Source organism: Microscilla marina ATCC 23134, from assembly GCF_000169175.1.
GTDB lineage: Bacteria > Bacteroidota > Bacteroidia > Cytophagales > Microscillaceae > Microscilla > Microscilla marina.
Genome location: NZ_AAWS01000077.1, coordinates 13,367 through 30,561, shown reverse-complemented (window position 1 = coordinate 30,561; position 17,195 = coordinate 13,367). Strand labels below are relative to the sequence as shown.

The 17,195-nt window shown below is 43.5% G+C and carries 11 protein-coding genes; 7 read left to right on the top strand and 4 right to left on the bottom strand.

The features are described from left to right. Positions 1–128: 128 nt before the first annotated feature. From M23134_RS35290 to M23134_RS35275, 4 genes are all read right to left on the bottom strand, one after another. A complete protein-coding gene (locus M23134_RS35290) occupies positions 129–2,123 on the bottom strand; it encodes an acetyl/propionyl/methylcrotonyl-CoA carboxylase subunit alpha (RefSeq protein WP_002705281.1) in 1,995 nt (664 codons plus the stop codon). Positions 2,124–2,306: 183 nt separating this feature from the next. Next, the gene (locus tag M23134_RS35285; RefSeq protein WP_002705280.1) at positions 2,307–3,101 is read right to left on the bottom strand and encodes an SDR family NAD(P)-dependent oxidoreductase; all 795 of its coding nucleotides are present in this window, start codon (positions 3,099–3,101) and stop codon (positions 2,307–2,309) included. Positions 3,102–3,465: 364 nt separating this feature from the next. Beyond that, a complete protein-coding gene (locus M23134_RS35280; protein WP_002705279.1) occupies positions 3,466–5,067 on the bottom strand; it encodes an acyl-CoA carboxylase subunit beta in 1,602 nt (533 codons plus the stop codon). Positions 5,068–5,326: 259 nt separating this feature from the next. Beyond that, complete coding sequence (locus tag M23134_RS35275; protein ID WP_002705271.1) at positions 5,327–5,998, bottom strand: TetR/AcrR family transcriptional regulator; 672 nt, start codon at positions 5,996–5,998, stop codon at positions 5,327–5,329. A gap of 325 nt (positions 5,999–6,323) precedes the next feature. Here M23134_RS35275 and M23134_RS35270 point away from each other — a divergent pair, with 325 nt between their 5' ends. From M23134_RS35270 to M23134_RS35235, 7 genes are all read left to right on the top strand, one after another. Next, a complete protein-coding gene (locus M23134_RS35270) occupies positions 6,324–6,767 on the top strand; it encodes a hypothetical protein (RefSeq protein ID WP_045114973.1) in 444 nt (147 codons plus the stop codon). A gap of 419 nt (positions 6,768–7,186) precedes the next feature. Then, the gene (locus tag M23134_RS35260) at positions 7,187–7,729 is read left to right on the top strand and encodes an RNA polymerase sigma-70 factor (protein ID WP_002705265.1); all 543 of its coding nucleotides are present in this window, start codon (positions 7,187–7,189) and stop codon (positions 7,727–7,729) included. A 553-nt stretch (positions 7,730–8,282) separates the two neighbouring features. After that, on the top strand, positions 8,283–9,269 hold the full coding sequence (locus M23134_RS35255) for a FecR family protein (RefSeq protein ID WP_002705263.1): 987 nt from the start codon (positions 8,283–8,285) through the stop codon (positions 9,267–9,269). Between the two features lie 93 nt (positions 9,270–9,362). Next, complete coding sequence (locus tag M23134_RS35250; protein ID WP_053337453.1) at positions 9,363–12,002, top strand: TonB-dependent receptor; 2,640 nt, start codon at positions 9,363–9,365, stop codon at positions 12,000–12,002. Between the two features lie 22 nt (positions 12,003–12,024). Then, entirely contained in the window at positions 12,025–12,480 is a 456-nt protein-coding gene (locus M23134_RS35245; RefSeq protein ID WP_002705260.1) for a DUF4249 family protein, read from the top strand. 254 nt (positions 12,481–12,734) lie between these two features. Next, complete coding sequence (locus tag M23134_RS35240) at positions 12,735–12,956, top strand: DUF4249 domain-containing protein (protein ID WP_002705258.1); 222 nt, start codon at positions 12,735–12,737, stop codon at positions 12,954–12,956. A gap of 240 nt (positions 12,957–13,196) precedes the next feature. Further along, on the top strand, positions 13,197–16,862 hold the full coding sequence (locus M23134_RS35235) for an ATP-binding protein (protein WP_082226775.1): 3,666 nt from the start codon (positions 13,197–13,199) through the stop codon (positions 16,860–16,862). Positions 16,863–17,195 lie beyond the last annotated feature (333 nt).

The following is a 17,195-nucleotide window of genomic DNA, read 5'->3' as shown; positions in this document are numbered from 1 at the left end:
TCAGCGTACAAGTGAACTTTTAGCAGCTCAGGATGACAAAGAAAGTTTCGATTTGTCATCATCATCATCAGGCGCTAAGGACTTGAGGCTGTAGTCGCTCCCAACTCTGACTCCCGACTATAGACTAATCAATCTACCTTCACCAACAAAAAACGTGCTTCTACACTGGCGCCTTCTTCGGTATAAATTTCGGCCACGGTTCCATCCTCGTCAGCAGCGATGGTGTTTTCCATTTTCATGGAAGAAAGCACGATCAATCCATCCCCCGATTTTACTTCTTGCCCTTGCGCTACCAATACCTTGATAATTTGTGAAGGCATAGGGGCTTCGTAGCCACCTTTTACTTTTTCGGCTTCTTTTTGGGGCAATCGGTCTTGCAGTTTCAGGGTTGCCCCACCCAAGTGTTCGTTGCGTAGGTAGTAAGTTTGTTGAGATTTAGCCAAATAAAAGATGTAACGAATGCCGCTCGCCTCAAAACACACTTGATTATTTGCAGCTTCGACCAGTTTGACTTGTTCGGTGGTGTTGCCTACTATAAATTCAAATTGTTGGTGGTTGAGGTAACGGTATTTGATGACAATCTCTTCGCTGTGTTTTTTTCCATCCCGAGTGGTTTCCAGTGTATACACTTCTTTTTGATGTGCATAAAAATTGCTGCGCCAGCCCGAAGGCACACCACGTAACAAAGCGCGTTGGTGTTGACGTTGTTGCCAATTGTATAGAGTAGCCGCCATGCCTGCTTTGGTTTCCAGGCTGCCCTGCATCCCTCCCGAAGGTTTTAGGTTAAATTCGTTGACAAGAAAGTGTGTGTCATATTTGCCTTGGGTAATATGGGGATGGTCAAACAACTGAATCAAAAAATCTTGATTGGTAGTAATACCCAGGCACTGAAGGTGGCGCAACACATACTTCATTTTACGATGAGCTGTAGTACGTTGAGCATCCCACACAATAAGCTTGGCAATCATTGGGTCATAGTGCATAGAAATCTCTGCCCCACTCTGAATGGCGGTTTCTACCCGTAAGCCCTCTACATTGGGCACGCTCCATTGCTGAATGGTACCTGTTACAGGTAAAAAATCATTGGCGGCATCCTCGGCATACAAACGACACTCCACCGCATAGCCATTGGCTTGTATGTCGGCTTGGTTCAACGCCAAGGGGTGCCCTTCGGCTATTTCTATTTGTAGTTGTACCAGGTCTAGCCCAGTGATTTCTTCGGTTACGGGGTGCTCTACCTGTAGGCGGGTGTTTACCTCCAAAAAATAAAACTGTTGGCTTTGGTCGTCAAAAATAAACTCTACCGTTCCGGCATTGTCATAATTAAGTGCCTGGGCTGCTTTGAGGGCTGCTTCGCCCATTTTTTGGCGCAATTCGGGAGTAAGCACAGGCGAGGGGCTTTCTTCTATTACCTTTTGGTAACGCCGCTGAATGGTACACTCACGCTCTAAGATATGCACTACTTTGCCGTGTTGATCGCCCAAAATCTGGAATTCGATATGGCGCCCCGAAGCAATGTATTTTTCAATGATCAACTCATCATTGCCAAAAGCATTTTGGGCTTCGCGTTTGGCTGCATCAATCGCCCCGTTGAGTTCTTTAGCCGTATGCACAATGCGCATGCCTTTGCCCCCACCTCCGGCAGTGGCTTTGAGCAATACCGGAAACCCAATGTCATGGGCAGCCTGACTCAGCGTTTCGGTGCTTTGGTCGGCTCCTTGGTACCCAGGTATCACGGGCACCTCGTTTTGCTTCATAATGGTTTTGGCGTTTGACTTTGAGCCCATGGCTTCTATGGCTTCAGCGCGTGGTCCGATAAATATGACCCCAGCCGCCTGACATTTGCGGGCAAACTCAGCGTTTTCTGACAAAAAGCCATAGCCTGGATGCACTGCGTCTACCTGGTGTTGTGCACACACTGCCAATAGTTTTTCTTGATTAAGGTAAGATGTCTGGGGGTTGCTTTCGCCCAAATGTATGGCGGTATCCGCTTCCTGCACAAACAAAGCATCCCGGTCGGCATCTGAAAACACCGCAACGCTTCGAATCCCCATTTTTCGACAAGTCCTTATCACTCTTGAGGCTATTTCGCCTCGGTTAGCTATTAGTATTGAGTTTATCATTGTTTTCTTTTTTTAGTCGATAGTCTATAGTTAGGAGTCGGGAGTCAGTAGTCGGGAGTTGTTCTCATCATTGAGAAATCGCTTCGCGAAAACTCCCGACTCCTGACTACGGACTCCCGACTAATCGCTTCACGCAACCATAAAACCATATAGCCATATAGCCATTTTTCTACGGACTACGGACTACCGACTAATCTCCTCCATTTCTTTTCTAATCACCCAACGGGTCAAAGCTTTAGGTACCCATTGGCTTATTACTTTGTTAAGGCGGTACTTTGCCCCGGTAATTACCAACCTTTTGCCCTTGAGCAAACCCCGGTAGGCGTCTTTTGCCACTTCTTGCGGGGTAGCTGTGGCTATGCTGCTAAAGGTGCGTACTTTTTGCATGCCAGCGGTTGATTGAAACCGGGTATTTTTGATGGCCGATGGGCATACTGTAGTGACCTGCACCTTAGATTTTCGATGTTTGAGTTCCTCGTGCAACGATTGGCTCATCAACCGCACAAAAGCCTTGGAGCCCGCATAAGTAGCCATTTTGGGCATTGCTTCGTAAGACACCCCCGAACTAATGTTCATAATTTTACCCGCATCACGGGCGAGCATATCTACCAAAAAATAGCGTGTCAGCAGCAATACATTGGTCACATTTACCCCTATCATCGCCAATTCCTTGTCCATATCTATAGTTTCAAAATTGCCATAGGTAGCAAACCCCGCATTGTTTACCAGCACATCTACTGTCCAACCTTGGGTATGTGTCCAATTGTACACCTCGCGGGCTGCAGTATTTACCGACAGGTCTTTGGCAAGAGAGTGTGTTTCTACTCCTGCAAACTCCTGTTCAAGGCGGGCTTGGGCTTCGCTGAGTTCTTCGGGAGGTTTTGCCACCCAAAGCAAGCGGTAACCGTCACGGGCAAAAAGCCGGGACATTTCGTAGCCTATGCCACTTGATCCTCCGGTAATGAGTACTGTTTTCATTTTAGTTTTTTAGTTGATAGTCCCGACAGGGGCAAGCTTCAAGCGACAAGTCGCAAGTCCTTAGATACCGATGTATCTCGGTGCTACCTACACCCTGTTTAACTCCGTTGAGCTCATCACAGCAAGCTGCCCCGATGAAACGAATCGGGATTTAGAAATAGATTCGGTTCATAAGTAATTACACTTTTATATCACACTGATTTTTAGCAACTTATAAAAAGCGTAGTTAAAAGATGATAGTTTTTCACCTTGCTTAGCGAACCATCAAACCACTTTTTAAAAACCCGCTTTGCGAACCATTTTAACCATAAAGCCATATAGCCATTTTTCTACCAACTACGGACTACCGACTACTGACTAAAAGCTACATCCTAAACACTCCAAAACTATCCGATCCTTTGATGGGTTGGCTGTAAAGCACGGCAAGGGCAAAGCCCAGGCAATTACGGGTTTCGCGTGGGTCTATCACACCATCGTCCCATAGTTCAGACGACGAGTACCAAGCCGATGATTTGGACTCAGCTTCAGCCATTAACATCATTTTGGCAGCAGCCATTTTCTTTTCGTCAAACTCTTGCCCCAGCGACTTGGCAGAAGCCCTTTGTACAATTTCCATGACTCCGGCCAACTGTTCAGCGCCCATCACCCCTATTTTATGGTTGGGGTAGGTAAACAAAAATCTTGGGTTGTACGAACGCCCGTTCATACCGTAATTTCCGGCACCATACGAGGCGCCAATCATAAGAGTAATGGCGGGTACTTTGCTATTAGACACCGCGTTGATCAGTTTTGCTCCGTTCTTTATAATGCCGCCTTCTTCATACTTTTTACCTACCATGTAACCCGTGGTGTTTTGCATAAATATGAGCGGAATATCATTTTTATTGCAGAGTTGGATAAACTGGGTGCCTTTGTTGGCGTCTTCTGAAAAGATCACCCCATTGTTGGCAATAATGCCTACAGGGTAGCCGTGGATATTAGTCCAGCCTGTGACCATGCTCTTGCCATATTCGGGTTTAAATTCGCTAAAACGAGAGCCATCTACTACGCGCATAATAAGCTCGCGGGCATCAAAAGGTATTTTTACATCGTGCGACACTACCCCCAGTATTTCTTCGGTATCATACAGGGGCTCTTCTATAGTGCCTTCTGGCAAAAGGTGAGGTGAAGCTACTGAGATGGTTTCCATAATTTCGCGTGCCAGGCGAATGCCATCGTACTCGTCTTCGGCGAGGTAGTCTGACACCCCCGATACCCGGCTATGCATTTCGGCTCCGCCCAGGCTCTCATCGTCTACCTCTTCGTTGGTGGCCATTTTTACCAGGGGTGGTCCTGCTAAAAACACTTTGGCTTTCTCTTTCTGAAAAATGGCATAGTCAGACATTCCAGGAATGTAAGCTCCACCCGCCGTAGCATTGCCAAAAACCACCGATATAGTAGGTATGCCAAGTTCTGAACGCTGGGTAATATCTCTAAAACTTGCGCCACCGTAGTTAAATATTTTTGCCTGGTCGGGCAGGTTGGCGCCGCCGCTTTCTACCAGGTTGATGCTGGGCAAGCGGTTTTCGAGGGTGATTTCGTTGATGCGGGCTGCCTTAAAAGCAGTATGGTAGTCAACCGAGCCCCCCTTGCGGGTACCTACGTTTGAGTTGATCATACACAGTTTGCCCGACACAATACCAATGCCGCTCACATTGGTGCCTCCTGTGCCAAAACCTCCCTTGCGGTTCATCCCCGCCAAGGGCAACAGCTCCAGAAAAGGGCTGTCAGGGTCAAGCAACAACTCTATGCGTTCGCGTGCCAAAAGTTTACCTCGCTGTCGGGCACGGTCTATGTGCTTGTCTTTGCCCTCAAAACGACTATCGGTCAAATGCTTTTGCAGTTTCTCTACCAGCTTCATCATTCCGGCGTGGTTGTCTTTATACTGCTGGGTGTTTTTATTTATTTTGGTTTTAATTACTTGCATATTTTAATTAGTTTATTAGTTAGTAGTCGGGAGTCCGTAGTTAGTAGTCGGGAGTTTTTCTTATAATTTTTAAATCGCTTCGCGCTAACTCCGGGCTCCTGACTAATCGCTTTGCGTCAGCTCCCGACTACGGACTCCCAACTCTGGACTAATTTTTAAATCGCTTCGCGCAACCATAAAACCATATAGCCATCAAGCCATTTTTTAACTCGCTTCGCGCTAACTCCCAACTCCTGACTACGGACTCCCGACTAAAAGACTAAAAAGAAATCAACGAGTCTAGGTCTACCGAAAAGCTTTCGCCCAGGCTTTCGTAATATTCTTTGCCAAAAAACTTGATAAAAGAGCTGACTCCCTTCTCGGTAAAATGAGGTAACAAAATGCTCCAAATCATTTTTTCGGCGTCTTCTTCAGTTTTCTCTCCTCTTATTATTTGTTGGTTGAGCCAATAAAAAGGCATCATCCAAGTGATAAAAGCAATGTTGTTGTACATACCTGGCACTGGTTCGGGCTTGAGGTTGCCTAGTTTGATGGCAAACGCCAAAGCAGCCTTATTGTCATGAATACTTTTTTTGGTTTGTTCCCGAAACTTCTCTTTGACTAGTTCGTGCCTGAGTACGTGTTGGTCAAGAAAGATAAAAGAGTACTCTTTTTGAATGCGGTAATACACTTTAGCGGTATTGTGAAGGTTTTCGAACGAGGGCAACGTACGCCGTTTGTTCAGTTCTTCATCTAACCTTGCCCACATCTCATTTACAATTGCTTCCAACAAATTATCCTTGGTTTTGAAATAGTAAGTCAGGTTGCCCCGACTCATTTCCAGGCGGTTGGCAAGCTCTTGTATAGTAATGGCACCAAACCCCTCTTGATTAAAGCATTTGGTCGCATACGCTATGACTTTGTCTCTTGTATTTTTCTTGTTTTCACCCATTCATCGCAGTTAAAAATTGAGTTACAAGTAATTAATTTTTAGTCAGGGTTACTTGTAATTTCACTAATCAGAAAAACAATTTAGTCGAATTCGACTAGAAAATTTATGCAATTATACTAAGCTCTTTTCAAACAACAAAGTTTTAGCAAAATATTATTTTACAAATGTACAATAGTACTTTACAATCAGAGGTTTGATAAATAGTAGGCAAAGATTTTATTTTGTATTTTTGCATTACCCTGCAACACAACCATCCAGCAAATAGGTAGTCATTCCTCTTCCTCTCTGCTTTGTATACTTTACCCAACAAAAATTTTAAGCGAACATGAGTAATCATCTAATTAATGATACAAACTTCACTCAGTCTTATTATATGAGTGATATTCAACTGTTTATTATGAACTATAAACCTGAGTCGAAGCATATGACCAATGAAGATTTTAAGGAGTATATACTCCACTTAAAAACACTTACCAATCAGTACAAACCTTCGTTTATTTTAGATGATTCCAGAAAAAGAGGGTTCATTTTAGAACCAGAAATGCAAGATTGGGTCGTAGCAGAGTTAGTCCCTGGGTGGATAAACTTTGAGCTACAAAAATATGCACAAGTGTTGGCAGAAGATCTTTTCTCTAACATATCGGGGCAACAAATAGTAGAGGTCGCGAGAAAAATTCCAGGAATGTTTGAAACCAAGTTTTTTGACAAACCACAAGATGCTGCCACTTGGTTTGAAATACAGGTGGAGCTACCTGCATCGGTTGTTTAAATCACTGTATTTGAGCCACTTCTTGCCTGCTTATCATTTGCCAAGTAATAAACAGGCACACCCCCAACTGTTTTGAGTTTGAACATCACAAACTCAAAGCAGATGGTTTTAATAATACAAAACAAGGCAATCAGTCTATTCCAAACGTTCATTGCCCTGCTTCGCAAAGTGATACTTAGGTAGTAGTATATCTGTACATTTATCTCCAGCACAAGCTTTTTCAAACCAATCCAAGGTTTTAATTACGAATCGACCATATAGCGCATTCATTTTCAAATAATCACCTGTTAATCAATAAGTTGTAAAACATTTTCATTTTTCAAAAAGCCTTAATTTACCAAACTCCAATAGTCTGAAATGATTTTTTTGCAAAAAAATCTCATTCAACCTATTACTTTTGCAAAAAAAGAAAATGGCAGATGGAGGATTTTGAAGCTTATATAGCCCAGTTATTTAAGAAGTTGTATGTACCGCTGGTTAACCACAGCAACAAGTTGGTAAAAGATGTAGAAGCCGCGAGAGAAGTGGTGCAAGAAACATTTGTGCACCTGTTAGAAAAGGGAGACTCGTTACACATAAAAACATCGGAGGAAGCCTATCTTTATACTGCAGTACGTAACCGTTCGCTCAATTATCTGAAAGCGCAAATGCGCCAACTGAATCGACAAGGCGAATTGCACGAAACTTATACTGCTACCCAAGACTTGAACATTCAGGGGGTAGAAGCTGCCGACCTTGCCCGCATACTAGACGTTGCCATCGAGAGCCTGTCTAAAAAAACCCAAGTTATTTTTCGTCTCAGCCGCGACGAATCGCTCAGTTACAAAGAAATAAGTGAACAACTGGGTATTTCGGTCAAAACCGTAGAGTTTCATATTTCTTCTGCCCTGAAAACCATTCGTTCATTTTTGGAAAAACACTGGTACTTGCCTGTCATATTCATGCTTTATACATATCAATAGTCCATAGCTTCTACAGCCTAAAACTATTAGCCTTTAGACCTTAGCTTTAGGCTAGTGCACTGGAAACTAAATCCCTGCCACATTATTCGGAGTCTTTAGCTCGCTGACTTTACTTAAAAAAGTTTGCGTAGCTTTGGCTATGCGCACTTTTTGAAGTGCGTCAGCAAACAAAATACCCTCGAATAAATAGCGCATTTATTTAATCCCCAGTGCACTAGTTTGCAGGCATACTATCTATTTTATAATATATTGATTTTTAAATACTTATAAAATCGGTAGATGGAAGCATTTAGTCGATAGCCGATGGCTGATTCGAGTAAATGTTTACCTTGTTAAATGCTGCAAACCAGTATTTTATGTTAAGGCTATTAAAGATTTTTTTCAGTAAAAAGGAGTAGTGTTTTTTGGGGAGGTGATCAACTCGTAAAGACATGAGCTGAGGCGAGGAGGGTATTTTTAGGGTATCAAAGTCTTGTCCTCAGAAAAAAGCAAAAAAAAATTAGGGTGCCCTATAAATCAATTGTCGTAAGGTCAAATCTAGCAAGAAAAAAATATGGATATTGAGTTTCTGATAAAGTACTTGATGAAAAAAACCAGTGCTGCCGAAACGCAGCAGGTAAAAGAATGGCTCAATAGTAACGAGAAAAACCAAACCTATTTTGTCCGCCTCAAAGAATGGTACGACAAAGAACCTCCTTTGGTATCGCTCAGTGATGCTGAAGTAGCCCAGGATTGGCAAAAGGTGAAGGCGAAGGCGTTGGATAAAAAAGAAGCAAAAGACAAAGCGCAAGGTAAGACCCGCCGTTTGTGGGTAACCCGCATAGCTGCGGCAGTGGTAGTACTAGGGGTAGCGTTTGGTCTGATCTACTTTGGCAGCCTACGCCCTCAACCGACTCCAGTGGCTTATACCCAGTCAAAAAGTGCCCAAAGCCTCAACAAAAAGGCGTGGGTGCTAGAAGATGGCACAAAAGTATGGCTGAACAAAAACGCCAGGATTTACTTTCCAGAAAAATTTGACGACAATCGTCGAATGGTTCGCTTGGAAGGTGAGGGTTTCTTTGAAGTAAAAAGGGATGAAAAACGCCCTTTTACCGTGCAAACCAACGGGGTAGATGTAAGGGTGTTGGGAACCTCATTCAATATTTATCAGAAAGATTCGACACACACCAAGGTAACGGTAAACTCGGGCAAGGTGGCAGTAGCCACTAAAGACGGTGCCCAACGGGTAGAACTGGTGAAGGGGGAGGCAAGTAATTTTAATGCGCAAAATGCCTCCCTGTCCAAAGCCCTTAACCGTGACTTAAATTACTTGGCCTGGAAAACGGGCGCACTGGTGTTTAAAAAAGCGACCATGGAGCAAATTGTAGCCGACCTGCAAAGGCACTACCAGGTCAATATCAGTTGTGCTCCGGCATTGCGCCAGCAGTTTGGCTTTAATGGTACGTTCAAAGACCAACCTCTTAAGGAGGTGTTGCAAGTGCTAGAAGCCACACTGGAGGTGAAAGTTGTGTATGATCGAAACGCCATATTTATCAAGTAATGCGCTTGGGCAACGGTACATTTTTGTTGCCCAAAGCATTCCCCTTCTTGCTGCTTATAATTAAAAAAAACAAGCTGTTAAACATAGAGAAAAATGAACACAAAAACTTGTGTAATGCTATTGCTATGCCTTGTGGTGAACATCACCTTAGGTAAGGCACAAAACCATCAGGCGCCGAACCAAAAAATACAACTTGAAAAAAACAGCGGCACTATTCCTGAATTTTTAGATGAATTGAGTAAAAAATACCAGCTTAGGTTTTCTTACGACGAAGGTATTATACCTAAAACACGGTATCGGGTAGACAAGAAAGTGTGGCAGTTGGATGAATTGCTGCACAAGTTGTTGCAAAAAGCCCACATTCGATTTAGGCGAATCAATGGGCAAATCATTCTGACCCGCTACAAGACAAGTAAAATCACCTTGAGTGGTACCATTACGGCAGCCAACAACGGCGAGCACTTGCCGGGTGCAGTGGTGTACATCAAAGAATTGGGAGTAGGAGCAGTGTCTAACAACTACGGCTTTTACTCGCTGACGATCCCTCCTGACAAATACAAGGTATTGGGCTCGTATATGGGTTATAAAAATGCCACAAAAGAAACTTCGCTGGAAAAAAGCCTCAACCTTGACCTAGAGCTACAGCCTAGTGTAGCAAAGTTATCGGAGGTGATGGTAACGGCTAATGACGACAAGTCGAAGGAACACATCGAGAGCATCAAAAATACCCAGATGAGCACCCATGTAGTAGAGATTGAGCGTATTCAGCGCACGCCCATGCTGGCGGGCGAAGCAGATGTACTTAAGAGCATTCAGTTTTTGCCTGGAGTACAAAGCTCTCATGTGGGCACCGCAGGTTTTTCAGTAAGGGGAGGTGGTTATGACCAAAACTTGATTTTGCTCGATGACGCACCTGTATATAACATTTCCCACGCGATGGGGCTTTTTTCGGTGTTCAACACCGATGCGGTAAAAGATATAAGGGTATACAAAGGAGCTATTCCGGCAAAGTACGGGGGCAGGCTTTCGTCGGTGGTAGACATTAGAATGAAAGAAGGCAATGATAAACAATTGACGCTCAACGGTGGGCTAGGCATCGTGAGCAGTAGGCTTACCGTAGAAGGTCCCATCACACCCAAGGCTTCTTTTTTGGTATCGGGCAGGTACAGCTATTTGGGTTTTACAGCCAATAAATTGGCTTCGATTTTCTCAGAAGTTGCCCCTGACATCAACCATTACGGCAGAAATAACGAGATTAACTTTTATGACTTAAATGCCAAGCTAAACATTGAACTGGACAAAAACAATAAAATCTATTTTTCGGTATTTGGCAGCAAAGACCACTTTTTTAATGATGTGTTTTTTGAAAACAATACCCTGGACTGGGGCAACCAAACGGGGAGCTTTAGGTGGAACCACATTTTTAACGATCGTTTGTTTAGCAACCTTACGCTGGTATATGGCAACTTTGACTATGCCTATGTGCGCCACAACGACAACCGCAATTTTAAGTGGTCGGCAAATATGCAACAACAGGGGCTAAAGCTTGACTTCGACTATTTCGACTCACCTCAGAGCACGGTTAACTTTGGCGTATCGGTGGATAGGCATTTGTTTGCCCCAGGCAAAATCACGGGGCTTAGCGACCCTTCGGTAGTACAACCGTTTGCTTTAGACAACAAACAGGCAATAGAGTCAGCTTTTTATGTAAATCACCAGTGGGGCATTGGCAAGCGTTTTTTGGTCAATTATGGGCTACGGTTCTCTGGTTTTCATAACATAGGAGCAGGTACGCAATACATTTACAACGACGATCAAACCTTGACCCGTGAAGAGCATTTTGGCAAAGGAGAAGTAATGCAAAGCTATTATGGCTTAGCGCCTCGTTTGTCGTTGCGTTATTTGTTCAACGAAACTTCTTCGTTGAAAGCCTCTTATAGTCGCACCTATCAATACTTGCACCTGGTAAGTACCTCTAGCGTAGGGCTACCTACCGACGTGTGGTTGCCAGTAGACAACAACATTCGCCCAAGGGTTGCCGACCAGGTGGCTTTGGGTTATTTCAAAGATTTTTACCGGGCAACTTATCGCTTTTCGGCAGAAGCTTACTACAAGAAACTCTACAATGTGATAGACTATGTAGACAATGCTGATGTATTTTTGAATAAGCATATAGAAACTCAAATAGCCAGTGGCGACGGAAGCGCTTATGGATTAGAGCTGAGCCTGGAAAAGAAAAAAGGCAAATTGACTGGCTGGATCAACTATACTTGGTCGAAGGCAACGCAACAGATAGCTGGCATCAACCAAGATAAAGCATACGCCCCTATGTATGACCGACGCCACAATCTTTCGCTGGTGGCTTCTTATAAACTAGGCAAGCGGTGGTTGCTGTCGACAAATTATGCTTATATGACAGGCGCCAGAATGACAGCGCCAGAGGGTACCCATATAAGTACTTATGGTCAGGTTACTTACTTTTCGGGCAGAAACAACTTCCAACTTCCGGATTTTCACCAACTAGACATCAACGTCACGCTCAAGAGCAAAGTAAGAAAAAAGCAAGACCCAAGAAGGTGGCGAAGCGAATGGGTGTTTGGGCTGACCAATGCCTATAACCAGAGAAACTCTTTTGCCATATTTCATCAGTATGGTAGAGTTGGCATTGAAAACATGTACCATATGTACCTTTTTGGGCTGATGCCTTCTGTGACTTATAATTTTAAATTTTAACCTCTAAAAGACGAACCCTACAATGAAAGTATTTGTTCAAAATATGGCTTGGCTGTTTATTTTTCTTGCTTGTAATGGATGTATCGAAAAAGCAGATGATATTTTTAGCAAGCAAGGGACCCGCATTTGTATAGAAGGGGTAATATCTACCAATCAGCGTACTTATGTAAGAGTTACCCAAAGCGCTCCTTACCCTCACAATGCGATTAACTACGAAAAAGGAAAGTATCCAGGGGTACAAAATGCCTCGGTTAGTATCAGCGATGATGCAGGCAATATAGATGTACTGACCTTGTCTACAGATGAGTATCTTGCCAAATCGGGTTACTATATCAATACTACCCACTACACTAAGCTAACCGTGGGTACTGCTTATACGCTAAAGGTAGTATGCAATGGACAAACCTATGAGGCTAAAGAGGTGATGCCTGTTGCACCTCCTGCTATAGACAAGTGGAGTTTACAACACGCAAAGTAAAATCTCACACCATAGGAGGTTTTTTAGCATTGCTCTGGTGCCTTTGGTGTCTTTAGTGAACCCCAAGACCAAGAAAATTATTATAACTTTAATTATGATTTTATCCAGACAGGACCCTGGATAGTCTTCATAGTCATCCATATAAGCATTATACTATTCAGATGTTACTCCTTTTTGATGACAAGCACCTTAAGCCAGAGATAAATAGGCTGGGTTTAGGTACAGAATGGCCATTTTTTTTTCACGCATATGCAATGCCGAATGAAAATAAGCTGAAGTATGACCAAGCAATCATCCAAATCGAATCTTGGAGCAAGGAGGCTTTTAACTATCATAAGGCAATTGAGGGACAGCTTCAAGGCAGTGGTGCCTATAGTGCAACTCCTGCTACTCCTCCTGGTAACTTCAGCAATGGAGCTCTAGGGTTTTTCAGGGCAGTGAGCATAAAAACAAAGTCGGTTGAGGTGAAGCTATAGACAAGAAAGTAGCCCTTGGCTTTTGGTGGATCACCAAAGACTAAGGGCTTGTTGTTTGGATTGATATTTTTGCCTAATTTTTTTTACCACTTTGAGCAGCCCACCTGATATGTATGAACCAATCGCCTGAATAAGCGAAAAAGCTTCCCTCTAAAAATCAACCGAAAACTATGCAATAATTAAAAGCAAACTTCTACTTTAGCAATCTGGTTTAGAAGCTAAAGATAATAAGAGGTAGCAATGAAGCGACATTTAAACAGAATAGTTTTGATCAATAGCACGGCAGTACGCTATGCCGAGATGAAAGTTGACGGCAATATTCACTTTGTGGGGTCCAATGGGTTTGGAAAAACCACCGTGCTCCGGGCTATTTTGTATTTTTATAACCCCGACAATCGTTACCAATTAGGAATTCGCCGCGACCAGTTAAGCTTTACTGAGTACTATTTTCAGCAACCTAACGCCCGCATTATATACGAGGTAAAACGCGACGATGGCTATTATCATATTTTGCTCTTCCGAAAAAACAACCGGGTACATTATAGGTTTATAGATGCGCCTTATGATGCCAGTGTGTATATAGAAGATACCCGCATAAAACCGCTCGACGAGGTATTGCAAACCTTGCACGAACAACATGTCCATTTTGAAGAAACCATAGAACGCTCTGCCACTTATAAAGAGGTATTGTATGGGGCATCGCGCGAGAAAAAATGGCGAAAATACAGCCTGATTCCTACCAGAGGCTATTTGCGTCGCAAAGAAATTGGTAATATTCCCAAAACAGTGTCCAATGTTTTTTTGAGTTCAAGACTAGAGTCCGACTATATCAAAAATGCCATTATGGAGGCGGTAATGGATGAAAACCCTAAGATTGACCTGGACACTTTGCGTCGTCACCTTGCTTCGTTTAGCGACCGACTCGACGATGTGACCAGCTTTAACGAGCACAAAGACATGGCTGAAGAGGTAGTGACAATGTTTGATAGCCTGGAGGTGCTCAAAAGGGAACAAAAACGCGATGCCGAACAACTGGGCAACAGTGTGCAAAATGCCAACCGCAAGATAGGGGAATTGCGTCGCTTGCTTAATCAAGAAAACGACGCACGCCAAAAACTAAGCAAAGGTTACGAAAAGGAAAAACACACTTTTGACAAAAACACCGATCTGTTTAAAGAAGCTATTGGCGAAATAAAAGGAAAGCTTCGTGAGGTAGATGGGCTAAAACAAAAGTACCAAGGCATCAAACAAAAACTGGAGCTACACCAACAACGCCCCACGTTGCACAACCAATTGACCAACCTTAAAAAACAGCTGACTCAAGCAACTGCAGCTATTGCCGATGTACAACAAATGTTTGAACAGGGATTGCAAGACCTCGAAAACCAAAAAAGTGCTGCCCAAAATCGTTTTGGACAACAGCAAAACACCATAGAGCGAGAGACACAAGCAAAGGCACATGAAATTCAACTTCAGTTTGACGAAAGTATGCATGCCACCCAACAAAACTATGCCACAAAATTCAGCGAAAGCGATGCCCTGATGGCAGAGGTAAAACAAAGGCTGGGCAACTGTGAACGCGAAATAGCTGAAGCTCGCCAACAAGTGTTTTTTGCTGAAGAAATAGATCAAATAGAGGCATTGATAAAAAATGCTCATAAGGAAACAGAGACCCGCCAACAAGAAAATAAGCTGCTGAGCAAAGATGTAAACCACGAAAAAGCCCTGTACCAAAACACGCTGGAATCGTTGGAAAATACCCACCGCCTGGAACAACAAACATTGGAAAACAAGCTTACCCACTTACAACAACAAATAGCCGAAGTAGACCATCGCCTGGAAGGATTTGAGGGCTCATTGTATGAGTTTTTGGAGCAGGAAAAACCCAACTGGACACAGGATATAGGGCAGGTAATTGACGAAAAACTACTGTTTCGCAAAGATTTGTCTCCTGCACTAACCCCTTCGCCAAAAGGTGATTTTTGGGGGCTCAATATTGACTTGTCTGCCATTGGCAAACGAATGAAAACGTTGGCTGACTATGCCCAGGATAAGAAACAGTTGCTGGAAGGTCTGAATAAAACCAAAAAACAGTTGCTTGGAAACAGTAAACATTTTCAGGAAAAAATCGAACAATCAAAACAACGCCATACCCTGAAAATAAAAGAATGGCAGGGGCTTATCCAGAAAAACGAATACCAAAACGAACAGGCACAGCTTAAAAATAAGGAACGCCAAAACGAATTGTTGGACATTGAACAACGCGCTGAACAGCAAAAAAAGACCACGCTTGACCAGCTCAACGAAAAGCAGGAAGCACTGCGCGATGAGTTGGCGCAAGCCCAAACCCAGCTGAACGAATGGCAACAAAAACAACAGGCTGAAACTACCCGCCTCAATAACGAAAAAGCAGCACAAATAGGCGCCATTCAAACTACTAAAGAGCAAGCCTTGGAAACGGCTCAACGCCACCACGATGAGGCAATGGCAGATTATGAAGCGCAGAAGCAAGCATTGGCAAAGCAACGTGAAGAACGGGTGGCAGGGCGAGATATAGACAAGGATGAGTTGACCCAAATAGAACAGGAAATAGCCCAACTTACCGAAAAACTGCACCACATAGACCATGACATTACACCTTTGGTCAATTTGTACCAGTTGGATAAGGAGCGGTTGTTGGACAAAGAAACAGGGCTGAAACTAAACCTGGACACTAAGATACAGGCATTGGACGATGAAAAGGCAAGCTTCAAACAATTGACCACTCGCCATAAGGCTCAACTGGCACAACTGGATGCCAGCATGCAGCAAAATCGCCAATACCACGACCAACTGGAAAACGAATTACTGTATTTTGAAGATAAGTTTAAGCTTACCGATGTGTTTACCCCTTTGCGGGGATGGATAGAAAGCCCCGATGCTGAAGACCGTGAGGTGTTGAACATTGACCAGCTGATGAAAGACCTCAATCTGCGTCATACACGTTTGATTGAAGACAATTACCGTTTTCAGAAGCTTACGCATAGTTTTACGGGCTTGTTTTCGGCAGATAACCGCCTGGAGTTTCCGCGCAAGTTTGCCACCGAAATAGATTACAAAGATTTTGTACGCCACAAACTAAAACCGTTTTTGGCACAAAACCGCATAGACATTATTCAGCAACAGCTGGAGCAACAACATAGCAAACTGATTGACCTGATTTCTAAAGACATAGTAAACCTGTCGGCTAAGTCGGATGAGATCAACCAAACGATTGAACGCATCAACGCTGACTTTAGTGAATCTAACTTTGTGGGGGTGGTCAAGTCTATTGCGCTAGATTATCGGGAAAAAAAATCGGGGTTGATCAATGTATTGAAAAAAATTCGTGCCTTTGAACAAGAGCACGTACTGACCGACCAACTAAGGCTGTATACGCCTGCGGTGGCCACTGCTGACGACCAGGCTACAGTAAACAAGCAGTCGATTGCATTGCTTACTGAGCTAAAGAAGGCGATAGAAAACCAAGGCAAGAAGTATGTAACCATTGAAGATACTTTTGAGCTGTACTTTAGGGTGCAGGAAAACAACAACAATACGGGCTGGGTAGAACGCCTCGCCAATGTTGGGTCTGAGGGAACCGATGTATTGGTAAAGGCGATGATTTATATTACGCTATTGAATGTATTTAAAGAAAATGCTTTTAAGGGCAACGATGACTATTTTATTCATTGCCTGATCGACGAAGTGGGTAAGCTCTCTGACCGTTACTTGCGTGAACTGATTGATTTTACCAACCATAAAAACATTCGTTTGATTTTTGGTTCGCCCAACGAAAATGACCCTTTGATTTATGAGCATGTATATAAAGTGCACCGCGAAAATGATGAAATAAGGGTGATAGAGTTGTTGGGGGTAGAAATGTAGGCATAAAGGTTCTTGGGATTGGGTTCTAGTTTTTACACCAAAGTTGTTTTCTTACTTTAGGGCTTGCATTACTCAGGTCGCCCTGCGGTAAGACCTTCGCGGGAGGTAGTATAAAGGTTCTTGGGGTTGGGTTCTAGGTTTTACACCAAAGTTGTTTTCTTACTTTAGGGCTTGCATTGCTCAGGTCGCCCTGCGGTAAGACCTTCGCGGGAGGTAGTATAAAGGTTCTTGGGGTTGGGTTCTAGCTTTTACACCAAAGTTGTTTTCTTACTTTAGGGCTTGCATTGCTCAGGTCGCCCTGCGGTAAGACCTTCGCGGGAGGTAGTTTGAAGC